This window comes from Thermodesulfobacteriota bacterium (assembly GCA_040754335.1).
In the GTDB taxonomy this organism is placed as follows: Bacteria; Desulfobacterota_D; UBA1144; order Nemesobacterales; family UBA2774; genus 2-12-FULL-53-21.
The window spans coordinates 487939-506744 of sequence record JBFMCV010000002.1; the positions used below are offsets into that span (position 1 = coordinate 487939).

The 18806-nt window shown below is 55.2% G+C and carries 19 protein-coding genes; 8 read left to right on the top strand and 11 right to left on the bottom strand.

Translation table 11 applies throughout. From position 1 onward, the window contains the following. Nucleotides 1-96: 96 nt before the first annotated feature. The 4 genes from AB1598_05665 to AB1598_05680 form a co-directional block, all read right to left on the bottom strand. Complete coding sequence (locus tag AB1598_05665; protein ID MEW6144488.1) at nucleotides 97-1074, bottom strand: FRG domain-containing protein; 978 nt, start codon at nucleotides 1072-1074, stop codon at nucleotides 97-99. Nucleotides 1075-1431: 357 nt separating this feature from the next. Then, on the bottom strand, nucleotides 1432-1638 hold the full coding sequence (locus AB1598_05670; GenBank protein MEW6144489.1) for a hypothetical protein: 207 nt from the start codon (nucleotides 1636-1638) through the stop codon (nucleotides 1432-1434). A gap of 118 nt (nucleotides 1639-1756) precedes the next feature. Continuing rightward, nucleotides 1757-2830, bottom strand: coding sequence for an AI-2E family transporter (locus AB1598_05675; protein ID MEW6144490.1), 1074 nt, complete (start codon nucleotides 2828-2830; stop codon nucleotides 1757-1759). 350 nt (nucleotides 2831-3180) lie between these two features. Continuing rightward, complete coding sequence (locus tag AB1598_05680) at nucleotides 3181-4773, bottom strand: FAD-dependent oxidoreductase (GenBank protein ID MEW6144491.1); 1593 nt, start codon at nucleotides 4771-4773, stop codon at nucleotides 3181-3183. A gap of 713 nt (nucleotides 4774-5486) precedes the next feature. On the opposite strand from AB1598_05680, the gene AB1598_05685 reads away from it, so the two are divergent. Beyond that, entirely contained in the window at nucleotides 5487-7052 is a 1566-nt protein-coding gene (locus AB1598_05685; GenBank protein ID MEW6144492.1) for an MFS transporter, read from the top strand. Nucleotides 7053-7218: 166 nt separating this feature from the next. Beyond that, nucleotides 7219-7836, top strand: coding sequence for a Kazal-type serine protease inhibitor domain-containing protein (locus AB1598_05690; protein MEW6144493.1), 618 nt, complete (start codon nucleotides 7219-7221; stop codon nucleotides 7834-7836). A gap of 708 nt (nucleotides 7837-8544) precedes the next feature. Here AB1598_05690 and AB1598_05695 read toward each other — a convergent pair. From AB1598_05695 to AB1598_05705, 3 genes are all read right to left on the bottom strand, one after another. Then, a complete protein-coding gene (locus AB1598_05695; GenBank protein MEW6144494.1) occupies nucleotides 8545-9300 on the bottom strand; it encodes a glucose 1-dehydrogenase in 756 nt (251 codons plus the stop codon). Nucleotides 9301-9447: 147 nt separating this feature from the next. Then, nucleotides 9448-11271, bottom strand: a complete 1824-nt coding sequence (locus AB1598_05700; protein MEW6144495.1) for a sulfatase-like hydrolase/transferase — start codon at nucleotides 11269-11271, stop codon at nucleotides 9448-9450. 394 nt (nucleotides 11272-11665) lie between these two features. After that, nucleotides 11666-12379, bottom strand: coding sequence for an ion channel (locus AB1598_05705; protein ID MEW6144496.1), 714 nt, complete (start codon nucleotides 12377-12379; stop codon nucleotides 11666-11668). Between the two features lie 220 nt (nucleotides 12380-12599). Between AB1598_05705 and AB1598_05710 the strand changes: the two genes are divergently transcribed. After that, a complete protein-coding gene (locus AB1598_05710; GenBank protein MEW6144497.1) occupies nucleotides 12600-12938 on the top strand; it encodes a Kazal-type serine protease inhibitor in 339 nt (112 codons plus the stop codon). A 328-nt stretch (nucleotides 12939-13266) separates the two neighbouring features. On the opposite strand, the gene AB1598_05715 is transcribed toward AB1598_05710, so the two are convergent. From AB1598_05715 to AB1598_05725, 3 genes are all read right to left on the bottom strand, one after another. Beyond that, on the bottom strand, nucleotides 13267-13551 hold the full coding sequence (locus AB1598_05715) for a hypothetical protein (protein MEW6144498.1): 285 nt from the start codon (nucleotides 13549-13551) through the stop codon (nucleotides 13267-13269). Between the two features lie 85 nt (nucleotides 13552-13636). Continuing rightward, on the bottom strand, nucleotides 13637-14116 hold the full coding sequence (locus tag AB1598_05720; protein ID MEW6144499.1) for a MarR family winged helix-turn-helix transcriptional regulator: 480 nt from the start codon (nucleotides 14114-14116) through the stop codon (nucleotides 13637-13639). Between the two features lie 424 nt (nucleotides 14117-14540). Further along, a complete protein-coding gene (locus AB1598_05725; protein ID MEW6144500.1) occupies nucleotides 14541-15161 on the bottom strand; it encodes a MarC family protein in 621 nt (206 codons plus the stop codon). 223 nt (nucleotides 15162-15384) lie between these two features. Here AB1598_05725 and AB1598_05730 point away from each other — a divergent pair, with 223 nt between their 5' ends. Together AB1598_05730 and AB1598_05735 are read left to right on the top strand one after the other, a co-directional pair. After that, a complete protein-coding gene (locus AB1598_05730; GenBank protein MEW6144501.1) occupies nucleotides 15385-15714 on the top strand; it encodes a rhodanese-like domain-containing protein in 330 nt (109 codons plus the stop codon). A gap of 124 nt (nucleotides 15715-15838) precedes the next feature. Beyond that, the gene (locus tag AB1598_05735) at nucleotides 15839-16288 is read left to right on the top strand and encodes a DoxX family protein (protein ID MEW6144502.1); all 450 of its coding nucleotides are present in this window, start codon (nucleotides 15839-15841) and stop codon (nucleotides 16286-16288) included. 251 nt (nucleotides 16289-16539) lie between these two features. Here AB1598_05735 and AB1598_05740 read toward each other — a convergent pair whose 3' ends face one another. Further along, nucleotides 16540-17202, bottom strand: coding sequence for a S24 family peptidase (locus tag AB1598_05740; GenBank protein ID MEW6144503.1), 663 nt, complete (start codon nucleotides 17200-17202; stop codon nucleotides 16540-16542). Between the two features lie 317 nt (nucleotides 17203-17519). Between AB1598_05740 and AB1598_05745 the strand changes: the two genes are divergently transcribed. The 3 genes from AB1598_05745 to AB1598_05755 all read left to right on the top strand — a co-directional run bounded on the left by AB1598_05745 (nucleotide 17520) and on the right by AB1598_05755 (nucleotide 18766). Next, entirely contained in the window at nucleotides 17520-17741 is a 222-nt protein-coding gene (locus tag AB1598_05745) for a hypothetical protein (protein ID MEW6144504.1), read from the top strand. Between the two features lie 107 nt (nucleotides 17742-17848). Then, nucleotides 17849-18274 (top strand): hypothetical protein, encoded by a 426-nt coding sequence (locus AB1598_05750; GenBank protein ID MEW6144505.1) that lies wholly within the window; start codon nucleotides 17849-17851, stop codon nucleotides 18272-18274. 12 nt (nucleotides 18275-18286) lie between these two features. After that, nucleotides 18287-18766: a hypothetical protein gene (locus AB1598_05755; protein ID MEW6144506.1), complete on the top strand. Its 480-nt coding sequence runs from the start codon at nucleotides 18287-18289 to the stop codon at nucleotides 18764-18766. Nucleotides 18767-18806 lie beyond the last annotated feature (40 nt).

Genomic DNA, 18806 nt, shown 5'->3' on the forward strand with positions numbered 1-18806 from the left:
GGTGTTTTTTTTGCCGGGGCTGACTAATAATAGTGGTGATTCGCATTTCCTTCCCCCTTGAGGGGGGAAGGGTAGGATGGGGGTGTACTAAATCAATTAGGGACTTCTATCTGAGTCATCTCTGAGTATACAAGCCAGATCATTTACCTTTTCTCTGAATTGTCTGTAGTTAATGATATTTTCTAGATTAGGTTTTTGTGTTGCTATATTGATATCGTACTGCGCATCTAACTCTTGTAAAATTGTAGGGGCGATGGTGAAAGAAAAGTTGTATTTATAGATTATTGGCCATCTTCTTTTTAAATCTAAGTCACCATTATTTACAGAGTGATAATTATTTCCCATGACTTCCTCCATAATATCAAGAGATTTCTTATTTACATTCATTTTCTTTGTATCACCATAAAAAGGTGCATCATATAATGGAGGAAGAGGAGGTGATAGAAATAGACCCTTCTGTGCATTTAAATATTTATTTCTAGCTGTTGGCACTTCAAAATGATCTATAGTACAGCAGGAGTTATTTAAATAGTCTTTGTCCAACATCCATAGTGAAAAATGATTATTTGACTCCGGAATTTTGTCACATTCGCCTAGATACTTTCTCGTGACTTCCATCGCAGCGAAAAAAAGAGCCGTATAAGGATTAAAAGTAAAATCTAAATATCTGGTTTTAACACCGTAATGTTGAGCAATTGATATTACTTCTTTCCACCCAGCCTTAGTTGTACAATACCAATCATAGAAGCTCTTATCTTCGGAGATATTAAATTTAATGGGATTTAACAACTCGAATAGATCTCCGGGTAAATCGAATCCCATTCTATCAGCTATTATGACAAAATATGAAACATCGATATATTCACGCATAATTCGTTCTCTTATAGATTCCATTGGAATTACATCATCACTGAAACCACGGAGAACTGAGGGAACAAGTCCCCAAATAGCTTCTGCTTGACCTCTGAAGACAGTTTTATAGTGTTTGCGGTTCATTCTAATGTCTGAATAGGCAAGTTCGAATTCGTCAAAAGATGAAAGATAAATTTCTTTAAATGGGCTGTCATTGTTCATTGATAATTAATTATAACAATTCGAATTGCATTATTGCAAATCACATAATTTAACAGCCTGAGAAAGAGTGGATTATTTTCACCCCCATCCTAACCTTCCCCCCTCAAGGGGGAAGGAAATTTAAATAAATGGGTAGATTGCCGCGGCTCTATCAGAGATTCGAAATGACAGATCTTTTGTCTTCGCGAGGGAGCGCCTGTCCTGAACCATGTCCTGAACTTGTTTCAGGATCGCTTCAGGAACTCCGATCCGGGATTGTTTCAGGATCGCGACCGTGGCGATCTCTCTTTTTCCTGATTTTGCAGAGGTGAACGATAGGACAATAAAGACGCTACGTATTGTTGCCGCCGATTATTTCTACTTCCTGAATTCTTCGCTGTAGGGGACGAAAGTTGTCGTAGCCGAAAGGCTGCCAGTCTGACGGCCCGAATGACTCGGATAGGTGTGCTCGATAAGATACGTGTAGAGCCAGCCGCCGGGGACCCTGTCTACCGTATAGTTGGGGAATTCGATGCGCTCGTGGAGCTTCATGGCGTATATATCCTGATTTTCCCGGTCAGCCACGGCAGTCAGCCCGCTTATATGATTTTGCGCTCATGCAATTAAGATACAGGGGTTTCTTCGATTAGTAAATTCGGCTCGCGCTGCCCGGAACGACAGGTTGACGATGAGACCGCCGCGGTCAGGACTCCGCGCTCTTCTCCGGCTTCGTTTCCGGAAGCGGGATGACGGGCTCCTCAGCGGCGCGGGCGCGCCCGTCCGCCTCCATGTCCTTGTTCGTGAAATCGACTATCCGCTTTACAGCCATCGTGAGGGGGACGCCGAGGATCGCGCCTATCGCGCCCATGAGCCATCCCCAGAAGAGCAGCGACAGGAACACGACCAGTATCGACATCTTGAATTCCTTGCCCAGGAACCTGGGCTTGATGACGTTGTCGATGATGGAGTTGAAGACAACGTAGCCGACGACGACCAGTATGCAGTGCCCCCAGCCGAATTCGAGCAGCGCGAGTAGCGCCGGGGGGACGACCGAGAGCACGAACCCGATGTTCGGAATGAAGCTGAAGAGGAAGGCGAGGAACCCCCAGAGCACCGCGAAATCGACGCCTATTATCAGGAGAAGGACGAAGTCGGCTACGGCCGCGATGAGGCCCGCTATGGCGTTTATGGTCACGTACTTCTTCAGGTCTTCCGATATGTCGCCGAACCTGTGCTGCCAGGAGTCCTCGGCGAATTCGCCCCTGTCGGCTTTCACCGTTATGTCGGCGAACTCTATCAGAATGAACACCATCAGCAGCACGACGAAGAAGAAGTTGCCGAATGTCGAGAATATGTTCTGGAGGAAGGTGGTCATGTAGCCTACGATCTTGTCGGGGCTGAAAATGTTGAGCTGCTGCACGTCGCTCACGTCTATCCCCCTCGCCGTGAGTGCGTTCATGCCCGCGTGGTAGAGCTCGGCTATCTTGTCCTGATAGAAGGGGGCCTTGCCTATGATGTTGTTTATCGCCACGCCGAGGATGGTGGATACTGACCCCATGATGACGATGACGATGAGTATGGTGACCGCGAGGGACGCGGCCTTGGGCCAGCCCCTCCGGAGCTGCCACGTGAGGAGCGGCGATACGGCCACCGCGAGCAGCAGCGCGACCAGGAATATGTTGAGCACGGGCGCTATCTCGCGCACCCCCGCAAGTATTATGACGATCGACGCGCCCGCAAGGAGCGGGTGAATGTTGAATTTCGTTCTCGTGGTCATGTGCGTGAGCGCGGGCGGCCTGGCCTTGCCGCAGCCCGGTAGAATTATACCATTTTGGGGAGGGAAGTTTTTATTGTGGAGGGGATTAGTCGAAGTATGACGGTTTTACCATTTCTGTCATCGCGAGGCTGCGACAGCAGCCGTGGCGATCTCGCTGTTCTTGTCATGCTGAACTTGTTTCAGCATCTCGCACTTTCATGAGATTGCCGCGGTCGCATACTGCGCTCCCTCGCAATGACAGGATAAATAATCCGTCCTTCGACACGCTCAGTGCGAACGGGTTTGGTTGAGCAGAATAGATGAATAGGACCGTATGCCCGCGGGTGCTCACCCGCCGCGGGCCGGAGAATTCAATCCGGTTTATTCAAGAAATCCTTTAAGTCCGCCTGATGTTTTTCGAGGACCCCGGGCGCGGGCATCCTGCCTAGCCTCATGAGCTCTTCCGCGGCCGCCATTTCCGCGTCCCTGTTGTTCCCCGCGGCCGCCGCGACCTTGCCCCCCGATATGTAAAACGTGATAAAATCCTTATCCGCGACGTTCCCCCATGTAATCGTATTGTCCCAGGCGCGGGCGTGTCCGACGTATCTTAATTCCAGTCCCGCCTGCGCGGTCCAGAAGAACGGTACGCTCGAATAAGGGACGTTTTTGCCGAGCATGTTGAGCGCCGCGATTTTCCCCTGCTGCTCCGCTGTCCTCCAGTGCTCGATCCTTCCGCGTACTCCCGTGACGGCGTTCGGGAACGAAGCTATGTCGCCTGCCGCGTAAACGTCCTCCGCAACGGCGAGGTAAATATCCGTTTTGAGGCTCCCGTCCGGATCGGGCTCGATGCCCTCTATAAATCCGGTCGCCGGGACTATCCCTATGCCGACGAGGACGAGGTCGGCGGGAATCTCTTTCCCGTCGTTGAATATTATTTTTTCGACTTTTCCGTCCCCGGCGAATCTCGACACGTTCGCGTCCATCTCGAACGCGATCCCGAGGTTCTTGTGCTCTTTCATGAATAACTCCCCGATCTCTTTCCCCAATGTCCTTTCGAACGGCAGGGATTCCTTGCCTATAACGGTAACGTCTATGCCGAGCACGGACAGGCTGTAAGCGGTTTCCATGCCTATGAAGCTCGACCCGATAACCGCGGCTCTGGACGCCTTTTCCGCAGCGGTTATGATTTCATCGGCGTTCCCGAAGCTCCTTAGCGTGAAGATATTGCCGAGGTCCGCTCCGGGGATGTCGAGGTTAAGAGGTTTCCCGCCCGAGGCGATGAGGATCTTGTCGAATACGAGGTTTTGCCCGTCGTCGAGCGTAAGCTCTTTGTTCCGTACGTCCAGCTTCAAGACCTCTCTCCCCAGGACGGTATCGATACCGTGCTCGTCGTAAAATTTCCGGCCCCTGAGAGGCATCCAGTCCGCCTCGGCCTTGCCCTGCAGGTACTCTTTACTCAAATTCGGGCGGTCATACGGGAGTTCGTTCTCTTTCGTTATTATATAAATCCTGCCCTTAAAGCCGTTTTCGCGGAGCGTCTGGGCGGCCGAGTAGCCGGCCGCTCCCCCGCCGATTATAGCGAACTTCCTCATGTCTGATTTGTAGTCGGGTTTCGTTAGGCCGGGCAGCCGCCTTTTTTCGATCTTATCGGGGACCGTGACGACGAGGTTCTCCCCCTCCGTCCTGAGCTCGTAAGCGGCCAGGGAATCGAATGCCGGCGGCTCGAGCAAATCCCCGTTCTTCGCACTGAAGCACGAGTGGTGAAGCGGGCAGACGATCCTGCCATCGCTCAGCGCCCCTTCTTCGAGCGGCGCTCCGTAGTGTGTGCAGAATGGGCTCAGGGCGGAGAATTCCCCGCCTGACCTGCAAATCAGTATCTTGTCCCTGGAATCCCCGAGCACGACTGCTTTCATGCCGTCATCCTCGAAATCGCTCAATTTCCCTACTACTATTCGCCTGCTCATAGCTGCCTCCCCGCAAGCATTAAATGTCCTGTCATATTTGTACTTCAAACGTTATACCACAAGACCGCGGCTATTAAAACCGGGACAACAGCAATTAAAAACATTATCAGCTGCGCGAAACGGCAGCCTATGACATTTCGTATCCTCAATAATTTCCTCTCCCCTTGAGGAATGGTTCTGAGCGTGCGCAAGAACCGGTCGGAGCCACCACTAAACTGATGCGACCAATCGACTTCAGCCCAAATTCCTCTAAACCAAATTAGGTTAAGATGTGTGTGTCATCACCCGTTCATTATTTCAAAAAACCGTTCGTACTGAGCATGTAGAAGTATGAGCGGGTTTACATATTAAAGTACCCCCTCACCCTTCACCCTCTCCCACATGATAGGGGAGAGGGAAATAATTGTAGTACTTCGACAAGCTTCCGGCTCCACGAAGGCTTCCCCCTTCGCCAAGGCTTCGGGGGACGGGACGCCGGACAGTCCGGCTTCGCCTACAGGCTTCGCCGGATCACCTGACGGCTCAAACCTTCGTGGACAAACGTGGGTGATACCCGTTCAACCCTTCGACAAGCTCAGGGCGAACGGGTTATGTTATTGGTTAGAGCAGAGTAGATAGAGAGAATCGTAAAATCACACTATGTGTGTGCGGTTTACATTTGCGGCGTATAGTGTTTACTTTACGGCTTTATGGCTCTGATCGGAAAACCCCCCGTGATAGCTCCCGCCGTCGAGACGGGCGTCGAGACGGCTTCCGCGAGGAGGACCGCGGGCAGGTGGGTGCTTGCAGCTACAATCCTCGGGTCGAGCATCGCTTCGATAGACGGCACGGCCGTGAACGTCGCCCTGCCCGCGCTCCAGGAGAAGCTGGGCGCGACCATCACGGACGCGCAGTGGGTGATAGAGGCGTACACTCTCTTCCTCGCGGCGCTCATACTCGTGGGAGGCGCGCTCGGGGACAGGTACGGGAGGAGGCGCGTCTACGCGCTGGGAGTCGGGCTCTTCGCGCTTTCGTCGGTGCTCTGCGGCCTCTCGCAGTCCGTATACCAGCTCATAGGGTTCCGCGCTCTCCAGGGGGTGGGAGGCGCGCTCCTCATACCGGGGAGCCTCTCGATAATCACCGTCTTCTTCAGCCCCGGCGAAAGGGGGAGGGCCATAGGCACCTGGTCCGCGTTCTCCGCGATCACCACGGCGCTCGGCCCCGTGCTCGGCGGATGGCTCATAGAGAACGTCTCGTGGAGGTGGATATTCTTCATCAACGTGCCTATCGCGGCCGCGGTGCTGACGATACTCTTCCTCCGCGTCCCGGAGAGCAGGCGCGTGGATACGGCCGGAAGGGTCGACTGGGCGGGCGGACTGCTCGCGACGCTCGGCCTGGGCGGAATACTGTTCGGCCTCATCGAAAGCTCGAACCACGGGTTCGGAAGCGCGCTCGTAATAGCGTCGCTCGCGTTAGGGACGCTCGCGCTCCTCACGTTCGTCGTCGTCGAGGCGAGGGAGGAATCTCCAATGATGCCGCCTTCTCTCTTCCGCTCCGTCACGTTCTCGGGCACGAACGCCGCCACGCTGTTCATGTACGGAGCGCTCGGCGGAGTGTTCTTCTTCCTGCCTTTCGCGCTCATACAGGTGTACGGGTATACGGCGACCGAGGCGGGGGCGTCGCTCCTTCCGATAATCCTCATAATATTCGTCCTCTCGCGCTGGGCGGGAGGGCTCACGGATAAATACGGTGCGAGGCTGCCGTTCGCGGCGGGGACCGTGCTGGGCGCGGCGGGATACCTCTCGCTCGCACTCTTCAACGGTGAGGGGAGCTTCTTCACCACCGTATTCCCCGGCATATCGCTCGTCGGGCTCGGCCTAGCGCTCAGCATTGCGCCGCTGACCACGGCGGTGATGAACGCGGCCGACGTCGGTTATTCGGGCACCGCTTCGGGCATAAACAACGCTGTCGCCAGGATGGCGGGGCTGCTCACGATAGCGGTGCTAGGGATCGTCATACTCCACGCTTTCAACGGCTGCCTCGACGCGGGCATGGACGCGGCTTCCGTCCCTCAGCACGTGAGAGACCTCATCGAGGGCGAGAGGATAAAGATGGCGGGGGCGGAGATACCCGCCTCTCTCGGCCCTGAGACAGCCGCCGCGCTCGGACGAATAGTGCGGGACTCGTTCATCGGCGGTTTCGACCTGGTGCTGTATATAGCAGCCGCGATGTCGCTCCTTGCGTCTGTGACGGGGCTCCTCACCATAGGGAGCAAGACCGAGCATTCGTCCGGAAAGTAGCGGCGGGGGTCTCCCGGCCGGAAACCCTCGCAATCATATACCGTATTCTCAACGCCCTAAGAAACCCGTTGCAGTCCGCGTCTCCACGCTTTAAAATCTTATTGTTCGTAATTCGGTCGGGGTGCGCGAGCGTCCCGGCCGTCGAACGTCACGGGGGGATACGGCCATGCTTAAAAACACGTCCTTCATAATGTTCTGCGTTACTGCGATCGTTATATCGGCGGGGTGCGCGAGCCTGGCGGGGGACGAGGCCCCTCATGTGTGCGGCGGGGCGCTCGAGGTCGCATGCCCGGACGGGCAGTTCTGCGAAACGCCCGCGGGCAAGTGTTCCACGGTCGGGATCGAGGGTCTCTGCACGGACAAGCCCCAGATCTGCACGAGGGAGTATAAGCCCGTATGCGGGTGCGACGGCAGGACATACGGGAACGACTGCGAAAGGAAATCGGCCGGGGTGAGGAAGGACCACGACGGGAAGTGCGGCGAGGCCGCGAGCTCGCGCAAGGAGCCGGGACAGGCGTGCGGAGGTCTCGACAACGTCAAATGCCCGGAGGGGCAGTTCTGCGAGATACAGTTCGGGAGGTGCAAGGGGTTGAACGAGATCGGGGAATGCATGGTGAAGCCCGAGATGTGCACGCAGGACTACGTGCCCGTCTGCGGGTGCGACGGCAAGACCTACGGGAACGACTGCGCGAGGATGGGGGCCGGCGTGGCGAAGGACCACGACGGGGAATGCGGGGTGGCGGAGGAAGAAGCGGAGCCTGAGGAAGAGGAGCCGGAGAAATAGGTGCGGAATTAAAGATTGAGGGGAAATTAATTGTTCATTCGTAGTTTTCCCCCTTTGACAAAGGGGGATTTAGTTTTATCCCGTTTGTCCTGAGTTTAGCCTGTCCTGAGCGAAGTCGAAGGGTCGAAGGACGTGCTATTTATCCTGTCTTTGCGAGCGGAGCTGACGAAAGTCAGCGTAGCGCGGCAATCTCCTGAAAAATATGAGATCGCTACGATCCAAATACGCTCTCGCGATGACAGTAAGGTTTTGTCACTCTGAGCCATGTCGTGAACTCGTTACAGGATCGTTTTAGAATCTCGTTTTAAATCCTCCCTAACCTATTTTGACTTTAGCAACATTCAACCGGAAGTTAATTTACTACTATGACTTTGCTGTCATGGAGTCCGGTTCTTACTATTATGGCTTCTGTTGCTACGGTGCGAAGAATTAGTAAATTTCGTGGACTCATCCATTAGAGACCAATTCCTCATTCGCTCGGAATTGTTGCTCAGAACCGTTCTTTGCTAAAGGAGGGAATTAAACGCAAAGGATGGGAAAAAATCTCACCCCCACCTGAATCCTCCCCACTCAAGCGGGAAGGGATGTATGGAATCGCGGCAAGATGCCGCTCCTACAGATTAGAGGATCCAAGCATTCGTAGGAGCGAGTTCCCGGGTCAAGCCCGGGACAGGCCAGCCGCGATTGATTGTTACTTGATATAATGAATCAATACGTCGTCCAGCCGCCGTCGACCACTATGCTCGCGCCCGTCATGTACTTGGACTCGTCGCTCGCCATATATACGCACGCGTACGCGATGTCGTCGGGCTCGCCGCGGTATCCCATGGGCACTATCTGGGCCGCGATCTCGTCGAGCTTCGTCTGCGCGTCGTCGGGGTTGCCTATGAAGTCCACGTTCATCTTCGTCCTGATGAAGCCGGGGCAGATGGTGTTCGCCCTGATGCCTTCCTTCGCGTGGTCGACCGCGAGGCTCCTTGTTATCTGCATGACCGCGCCCTTGGACGTGTTGTACGCGAACACGTTCTGGCACCCTATGAACCCGGCGACGGACGCGTTGTTGATGATGGAGCCGCCGCCCTGCTTCACCATGTGGGGCACAACGTACTTGCACATGAGGTATATGCCCTTGACGTTGATGTTTATTATCTTGTCCCAGGACTCCGTGCTGGTCGTGACGGCGGTACCCGTCTCGAGCACGCCTGCGTTGTTGAAGAGTATGTCTATCCTTCCGAACTTCTTCATGAACTCATCGACCGCGGCTTTCACCTGCTTTTCGTCGGAGACGTCGCTCTGTATGGCCGTTATCTTCCCTCCGCTCTCCTTTACCACGTCGTCGAGCATCTCCTTCCTCCGCCCCGTGACGGCCACTTTCGCCCCTTCCTTTACGAACATGAGCGCGGTCGCCCTGCCTATGCCTTCGTTCCCGCCAGTGATGAGGGCTGTCTTACCTTCGAGTCTCATGGAATGACCTCCGTTTGTGGAATGTAAGTATTAATATACATAAAGATGCACGATGCACGATGCAGGATGAAGCAGGGCGCTGCGGATTCAGCCGCCCGAGTCCCCTGCTCCGGGCCCCTATACGAGGAGTACGGGATGGGTCAGGCTCTAAAATACGCCAGAGTTGCGGTAGGCGGTCAGGAGCTTGTCATAAACCGCGCATTTGCCCGACTCACTTTCGTCCTGCGCTTGTATTCCGTACGCGCCGTTAGAAATCTGGTTATTCATAAAGTCTGACCCGCAGTGCCGGAAATTGTAGAGATTTACCCCCATGTACAAATCGCCGATTCCGGAGGCTACGTATGCGCTCAGTAACGTAGGCATCATCGTAATGTGAGGGACTGTGCCGCCGCAGCACTTTAGCACGCCGGGTATCGACGAGACAATGTGGAAAAATGTTTCGCGGTCGGTCAGCTTCGACCTGAATTTCTGATATTGCATAACCTCTTCAGACTCCATAATCCGTGCGTATTTTGCGAACGTGTACGGCTGGTGGTCGCCGTAAATAAGAAGTACGAAAGGTCGCCCCGTCAGCTTCTCCTGGTCCTCGAGATATTTTATCAGCTTAAGGAACCCGCGCTCGGTAGACCTGGTATGACGTATGAACTCGTTTAGGGCGCAGTTGGCTTCGTTGAACTCGTCTGAGCCCTCGAACGTAGTAACAAGCTTTTCCTTGCTGCTGAAATTTTTACATACGTGCGGAGAATGGTTCTCGATCGTTATTATGACTTTTAAAAACGGCGCTTCTTCCGGTTTAGACAAGCTGATTACTATATCGGCCACCTGCTCGTCCGTGGTGCCCCAGCCAGCCGGACCGATATTTCCGCGGAATGAATCGAAGCCGTAGTTCTTGTATGCGTTGGAGCCGTTATAAAAATCACCGTCCGCCACGTAGTAGGCCTCGGTGACGTAACCGTGTTTTTTTAAATACGTTGCGAACGACTCTTTTACATAAGGTGAGAGTGACGAATGCGTATAAAATCCGGAGTAGCCGAAGAGGCGGGAATCTATGCCGGTGACGAACTCAAATTCCGTTATCCATGTGCCTCCGCCGACCGCATTGACGAGCATCGGCCCGACGGCTTGCGTGTATTTAGTCGGCTCGAATAACTTGTTGTGTACGGGTTTGCTCAGTTTAAAAGCGTCTTCCGGGTTGAAGGTCGATTCGGCGAGCACGACCACGATATTCGGTTTCTTGTGCTGCTGCAACCCTCCGATATTTATGTATTCATGAACCGCTTCCGCGATCTCGTCGTTAGTCGGGGGCGGCGCGCCCTTCCTGGGACCCAGGAAGTCTCCCGAATCTATCCGCTCGAGGTGATACGAGTAGAACAAAAATCCCCAGATGCCTATTTTTCTCGAAAGACCGGAGAAGCGCACGCTTTCCCACATGTAGTGGTCTTCGTGCACGAGCTCCCTTACTACGTTTAGGAATTGGGAGAGGAAGATGTTTGCGGATACGATGAGTAACGCGACGGCGAGCAGGTTCGGGATCAGCTTTCTGTAAATGCCTTTGCTTTTACCGGATATGATGCTGCGCAAGGTGGACACCGCTGCCCATACGGTGACGAGGACGATAATTACTGCCGCGGCGGCGACTATATATAACGTCCAGACGGGCGCCTTTATCGCCTCGACAACACCTTCCGGGTTCGACATCGTGATTCTGAAGTCGAGAACCGTAAGCGGGAGCTGCGTCAGACCGCTTTTTTCTTCGTTTATCCACCAGAGCGTATAGGACAGCCCGGCGCCTAAGAAAAGCAGGCCGGGCACGAGGCGGAGCGGGAAACTTAATATGAAAAATATTCCGTATAAAATAAAGCCTCCGTATGAATATTGTTTTATATGTACGATCGTGAAATTGGAAAATGCGGTGAAGATATTTAAGGAGAATGCGGCCAGGACTATATAGAACCTCCTGTACGTTCTCAAATGGCTCAGGATCTTGACGGCTTGTTGTCTGAGAGAAGAACCATGCACGTCCGTTCACCCCGGCGGAGGACCGTATGACCCCGGGGTAGCATCAGGCTTCGCATCAGTGCGGGAGAAAGGCGGCCCCTCCGGCCGCAACCCTCCGTGCAGGGTCCGCACCGGAAACCATATCCGGTAAGCGGAACTGCTTTTCGTCAGTGTTATCCCGTGTCTCTCGGCGTCCTATACCCTGTAAAGATTATAAAATAGCGTTGGATTTTATTCAATCTATGTCGGGATCGTTTGATAATTTAATGCTGCGGAAGGAAATAATCCCGGCTTCGGGTTAACTTCTGCCCGGTACTCCGCTGCATCTTGCCGAAGTAAGGAGAAGCGAGCCTAACGGGATTAGATCCTACCCCCCGTCCGTGGCCTTTGGCTTCGATATGTGGAGTCCTACGAGCCTGGCGACGAGTATGGCGAGGTAGAGCTGCCCTACTATCGCCTCCATAAGAGCGAGCGAGCGGGCGGGGTCGGTGACCGGGACGAGCGTGCCGTAACCTGTGGTCGTGAGGGTGATGTAGCTGAAGAAAAGGAACCTGGGCGCGTCGATAGCTATCTTGCCGCTAGTGTCTATGAACGAGCCCGGTGAAACGTATTCAAGGAATATGTAGAGCGTCGCCCATGTGAGGCCGACGAGGAGGTATACGCACACGGACGCGAAGAGTATCTCGGTAGTCACCTCGCGGGACTTCAGCAGGTGTATGAATATGTTGAACGTGGTGAAGGAGAAAAGTAGCACTGCGAACACTATCTCTTTCCTCACGAGTATGGACCTCGCGCTCTCGAACAGCGGCAAGTTGATCATCAGAGACACGAACCAGGGGAGGGCGAAGCACAGCGCGATGATTATGTTTCTCTTTTTGTCGCTCACGGCGATGACGAGGGATACCATCACGAATATGGTTATTACGGTCAGTATCAACTGGCCGGGGATGTCCAGTTCAAGGTAGGGGTAGGCCACGATGAGAATAACGATAGACTTCGCGAGGTAGGCGAACCTCCTGGCCCTGAACCGCGCGAGGGCCCTCGTGAGGAAGCTCGGTTGTTTCTCTTCGGGTTGGGGCATACGTCTCTTCTCCGGTGCCGTTCGAAACGAGCAAAAGATTAACTATAACCAGAAATCGGGCGGGGGAGTAGTGTAAGCTCGCGCGGCCTTGCGCCTTTTGTCCCTGGCGCGGGGCTCTTGTACCGGGCCGCCGGGGGGTTTATTATTTGTTTAATTCATTACCGGGGGGCCGCCGGGGCTTGCGGCGTCCCGAATCCCGAATAACGGGACCGGGAGAAGGATGATAAAGAATATATCGAAGGGAGCGGCCGTTCTCCTTATTATTACGTTCGCTGCGGCGCTGTCCGCAGCCGGGTGCAGAGATATCAAGAAGATGTATAAGGAGGGATCTCCGTGCGGAGGGCCCGAGGGGACCGTGTGTCCGGACGGGCTCTGGTGCGACCTTGGCACGGGGGACTGCGGGGAGGAGAATATGGCGGGCGTGTGCGTCGACCTCCAGAAGTTATGCGACGGGAAATTCGAGCTCGTCTGCGGGTGCGACGGCAGGGTCTACGGGAACGACTGTATGAGGATCGACGCCGGGGTCAGGAAGGCGCACGACGGGCGGTGCGGGGAGTAGGGGGATAGAGGTATCATGTATTGAATAGCCAGATGATCCCGATCGATAACTTCTTTGTAGGAGCGAGTTCCCGGGTCAAGCCCGGGACAGGCCAGCCGCGATTCCTTGATTTCCTTCCCCCTGATCAGGGGGAAGGACAGGATGGGGGTGTACCTTTCATAAAACACACTATGTGTGTTCTTTGCCCTTACTTAAATAAACCCTGAAACAAGTTCAGGACGGCGTTCAGGCGTGCGTATTTTATTAACGCCAATTCTGTAATGTCATGGAAAATAAATACCGGTGCCTGAGCAAATTGATTTACACGCGGGTGCTCACCCGCCCGAAATCAATCGGGGTCGGGGGTGCCGAGGTTCTCTACGCATATGAGGTTGCATTCGGAGAGGCTCAGCGTGTCTATCGCCGTGACCATCTCGCAGGTTATGGGGTCTTCCGAGAACGTGACCATGTCCCCGACCTGAAATTCCGGGCACTCGCTCGTCATCCTGTAGGGCTTCTGCCCTATCAGCATGAAGCCGTCCTTTATGGCGGCGATCGGGTATTCGGACTGGTTCTGCGCGTATGCAGGCGAGGAAAGCGCGAGGAATAATAGAGGCAGGGAAATAATCTTCACGGAACATCCTCCTGTGACGAGCCCCGTATGCCGGGACGTTTCCAAGCATTATACTGTCAATATCCGGCCCGCACAATCGCGCGCGTCAGCTCCCGGACTCGCCCCTTATGCGCCGCATGAGGACGTCGATCCGGGCGATGTCCTCCTTCCCGAGCTTCGAGAAGAAGCGCTCCTTGACCGCGCGCTCGTACACGGGCCACATCTTCTTCCTGAGCCTCCTGCCCTCGGGCGTGATGTAGGCGAAGACTCCGCGCCCGTCCTGCGGGCAGGGGACGCGCCTGACTAACCCCTCGTCCTCGAGCCTCTGGACGAGCCTCGTTACGTTGTACTTGTCGAGGAGCACCCGCTTTCCGATCTCGTTAAGCCGGAGGTTGCCTCCGGGGGCCCTCTCGAGCTCCCACAGCACGTCGTACCAGGGGAGCGGTGGGAAGCCCTCCTCCCTGAGCGCGTCCTCTACGGCGCCTACGAGGTACTGCTGCGCCCTGACGAGCCCCGTCCAGGCCGAGGTCTCCTTGTCCGTCCATTCGTGCCCGCTTCCGCCCGCCTTCTTTTTTTTCATGCGCATAATATAATACACCCTTGTTGCAAATGCAACGATGGGAATGTACGATGCGGATGATGACCTTTAACCCGTTCGTCCTGAGGCGCAGAATCTGCACTCATGTACGATTCCTCTGTCACTCATCAACTTTCGCCAAATAATGGAGACAGGATAATACTGAACTGCGCGCCTGTCCTGAGCTTAGCCGAAGGGTCGAAGGATTAGCGGGTTAAAGGCCAGATTGCCGCATTACGCTAACTTCGTTAGCTGCATTCGCAATGACAGATAAAAACATATCGCGGCTGGAAGCCGCTCCTACGAGGTTTTAACTCGTTCGTGTAGGAGCGCCATCTTGGCGCGATTATAAGCGGGCTGCCGCCGGCATGCGTGAGTATTGAGAGAGCAGAGCAGTATCGGTGGAAACATATAATCACACACATCGTGTGCGTCACCCGGCGAGCGCGATGAGCTCCATTATCCCCTTCCGCACCATCATTATCCCTATCGCCGCGAGGAGTATGCTCATTATCTTGGCGAAGGCCCTGGTCCCGTTCTCCCCCAGCACTGAAAGTATCGCGTCGGCCTTGAAGAGGGCGAAGAAGAGCACAATCAGGTTGAGCACGAAAGCTATGAGCGAGGGCAGGAACCCGTAAGTGTCGACGAGTATTATGAGCGTCGCGAGCACGGCCGGGCCCACTATGAGCGGCGTGCCGAGAGGGAATATCCCGAGCGCCCTCGGCTCGGCCCCGTGCACCCTCGCGCTCCCGTCGCCCAGGAGGTCTATGATCGAGAGTATGAACAGCAGCGCCCCGCCCGCTATGGCGAAGTCCTGGATAGTGATGCCGAGGAGGAGGAATATCGTCTTCCCCGCGAGGACGAAGATTATCCCTATGACCGTCGCCGTGAGGACCGAGTCGAGCACTATCTTCCGCCTCTCCGGGGCCTCGTAGCCCCTCGTGAGCGTGAGGAACATGGGCACTATCCCTACCGGGTCTATAGCCGCGAATATGGGTATGAAGCAGAGGAGAGCTGCTTCTATTATAAGCTTAGGGTCGGATAGAATATCCATTGTTTAAGCCTCGTTATGCGTCGGATGACGTCCCCTCCGCGCTACTAAGTATGCCCGGAGTCCGGGGTTTCTCATAGGCCGGGCGGAGGCATCTATCCGGCATGGCCGCGCGAGTATCCGTCATTATTTGCAATCCGTGAATCCATGTTGCAATTGCAACCATCATAAGCTGTATAATAGTAGTTGCAATAGCAACTACAATAAAAAAGCGGAGGTATTGCACATGAGACACATTACGAGAGAAGAGCTGAGGGACGCGCTCGACAACGGGGCAAGGGTCACGCTCGTCGAGGCCCTGCCGGAGAAGTACTGGAGGGACGGGCACCTGCCGGGCGCGATACAGATAGACCATACGGAGGTCGCGGAGAAGGCCGGGGATCTGCTTCCGGACAAGGGGGCGAGGGTCGTCGTCTACTGCGCCAGCACCGAGTGCCAGAACTCGACGAAGGCCGCGAGGACGCTCGAGGCCTTAGGCTACACGGACGTTTACGAGTACGTCGAAGGGAAGAAGGACTGGGCCGAGGCCGGGCTGCCGCTTGTATCGGAGAATTGAAGTATGACGGATCTGCTGTTTGTGAAGTGTTGGAAGTGAACTGAAAAAATTATCACCCCCACCCGAACCCTCCCCCCTCAAGGGGGAGGGAAAAGGAACGGAGAAAGTTAAAGGAGGAAAAACAATGTTGAGGAAATTGATTGAAACTGATGGAAACGATATTGCGGCGCTGATTGCCAGGGTGTTCCTCGGGATAGTGATACTCCCCCACGGGATGCAGAAGCTCCTCGGAATGTTCGGGGGATACGGCTTCGGCCCTACGGTGGAGTTCTTCTCCGGCATAGGCGTGCCCGCTTTCATAGCGGTGCTGGTAATACTGGGCGATTCCTTCGGGGCGCTCTTTCTTATACTCGGGCTCATAAGCAGGGTGTCCGCAGCCGGAATAACCCTCATCATGCTCGGAGCGGTGTTCCTGCTGCATCTGCCGAACGGGTTTTTCATGAACTGGGAGGGCGCGCAGAGGGGGGAGGGGTTCGAGTTCCACATCCTAGCGCTGGGTCTCGCGCTGATTGTTCTCCTGCGCGGCGGCGGCAAGTGGTCCCTCGACGGAATGATCGGCGGGAGCGCGGATTAGGACTGCAGCCTGAGGAGTAACCGTACTTCTATAATAGGCATAACTTCATGCGGGGGTTGTGAAGGTCGTGCCGAAGGGAGAGTGATGGGGGGCACATCTGTCTAACTTACAACCGAAACCCAACCCGTTCGCCCTGAGCCTGCCTGTCCTGAGCTTTGTCGAAGGGTCGAAGGGTTGAAGAACGGGTGAGCTTTGTCGCTGGCTTCGGCAGAAGAGGTGCGGAAGAATCGTTTATGAGCGCAGAATCTGCGCTACCCGAACACGTTCATCACGCTGCATGAGACCTTGCCTATGACGATCGCGGGGTCGAACTCGTCCCATTTGATCGAGGACGCGGGGTAGTTCCTGTTGCATGGGATGAGCGACAGCCCCGAGGGCTCGGAGACGCACTCCCTCACTACCGACCCCTCCCACGGCATCACGAACGCGTAGATGCAGCCCGAGATTATCTCCTTCGTGCCCGTATCCACGACGGCTTTCGAGCCGTCCATGAGCAGCTTCTCCATCGAGTCCCCGCTAACCCGTATCACTACCGAGCCCTCTCCGTATACTCCCCTCGGTACGACGACGGTGTCCACCTCCACGGGCTCTGGCGCTCCGTGCGCGCTGCCCGCGTATGACATCACGGGGACCTCGACGTACCTCTCTTCATATCCCGGAGGAATGCCCGCGGGCGCGGGTACCCTGGTTATCCCTTCGCCCGGGACGGGCGTGCCCCGCCTTATGAAGTCGAGCGTGAGGTTCTCTCGGCCGCAGAACGTGACCAGCTCGTCCAGGAACGAGATGCTGTCTCTCTTCTTCGCGCCCGAGAGCGCGGCCCTCGCGATCCCGAGCGTTTCGGCTACCTCGTAATCGTTCGTGAAGCCCTTTAAGGATTTGATCGTATCTATTATCTCCTCTACGGATTTCCTCAATTCAGTCTCCTCCTTCCTTTCCGCTCCGGGGACCGGGCGTGTATTATTCATCAAAATGTAAAATGCATCTTGTAAAATTCATCTAATTATGTTTTAATGTAATATTATAATATGCAATCTGCAAACAGCAATCAACATTTTGTTGATTCGCAGGCAGAAATCCGGTTCGTGACGATTCTCAGGGACCGGGGATAAGGATTCTGGCGGTATAGCGGCGGCCGGTAGGGCTGATCGAACGCTTCCGGGTCTGCCCGCCCGGAAACGGCGGCGGCCGCCCTTCAAGTCGATTACTTACATTCCGAGGAGGGGGTTATCTCATGGCAGAAGACAGGGTCAAGGTATCGGTCGAATTATTCAGGGACATGCTCGCGCGCATGGACTCGCTGACGAGGGCGGAGCTGATGGAGATAAGGGCGGAGGGGAGGGAGCTCACACCCGAGAGCTGCTCCCCCGCCTACTATCACGCCGTGCTCGCTCTAGGGGATATGGCGGGAGCGGAGCTTATAAACAGGGACCTGATCGTAGGCTCCGGGAGATGAGCTTAACAGGGGCGCCGGTTTTTCACCTCCTTAAAACTGCTTTATAATAATGTACGCGTCCGCCCGGCGGTTGAACCGGACGATTATATCAAAGGAGGATGCATGCCATGAAGAGGATTATTCTGACGATTGCGCCCGCTTTGCTCATTACGATCGCGGCTCTAGGCAATATAGGAGGATGCTCGAGCGGCGAGACCTGCGATTTCAGGTTCAACGAGTTCTATAACGGCTCCTCCCAGGCGGCTCAGGATTCCGAGTGGTCCTGCGAAAACGGCGGCGTGGTCGTATTCACCATCGCTTTCTTCGGGGACGGCACAGGTACGAGGTCGGACGCGGGCAATTTCGCCTGGGATCAGACCAAGTGCAGGTCGCTCAACATCGATACGGAATCGGACGAGACCGCGACCCTCGACAACATAGAAGGGTTCGTGGACACTATAGGCAGTGATACGTTCGGGGAGCTCACGTTCGAGCAGACCTCCGAAGACCTGGGCGACATCACGGTCGTCTGCGACTACGTACAATTCGACTGATAAGGAGTTTACATGAAGAGGAGCGGGATTGCGTTCGTATTGCTGCTGATACTGAGTGTCGGCATTATGGCCGCTTACATAATACAGTGGCAGCAGGTCTCGGACGACGATATAGAGGCCGAGGAGCAGGCGGCCCGGAGCGCGGACGCGCAACCTGCCGCGGGGCAGGACGCGGCGAGCTCGGAGGAGGCCCTCGAGAAGAGCATAGAGAACACGCGTCACCTCCAGGACAAGCGGAAGAAGCTCATGGACGAGATGGTCGAGGGCGGGATCGCCGAGAGGATAGAGAACCCGGCGGGGGAGCCGTTCGTCTACGTGATGAGGCCGTTTTACGGGTTAAGCTTCGAGGAGCAGGCCTCGCTAATGAACGTCGTCTGGTCTTACTACATCACGGAGGACAGGAATTCGAAAGTAGTCACCATATACGACAACGACACCGGGCAGGAGGTCGGGAGCTATTCCCAGGCCGGGCTCAAGATGGCCGGGGAGTGAGGTGGGCGGGGGTGCGTGGATGTGAGGGGTTTATCATCGC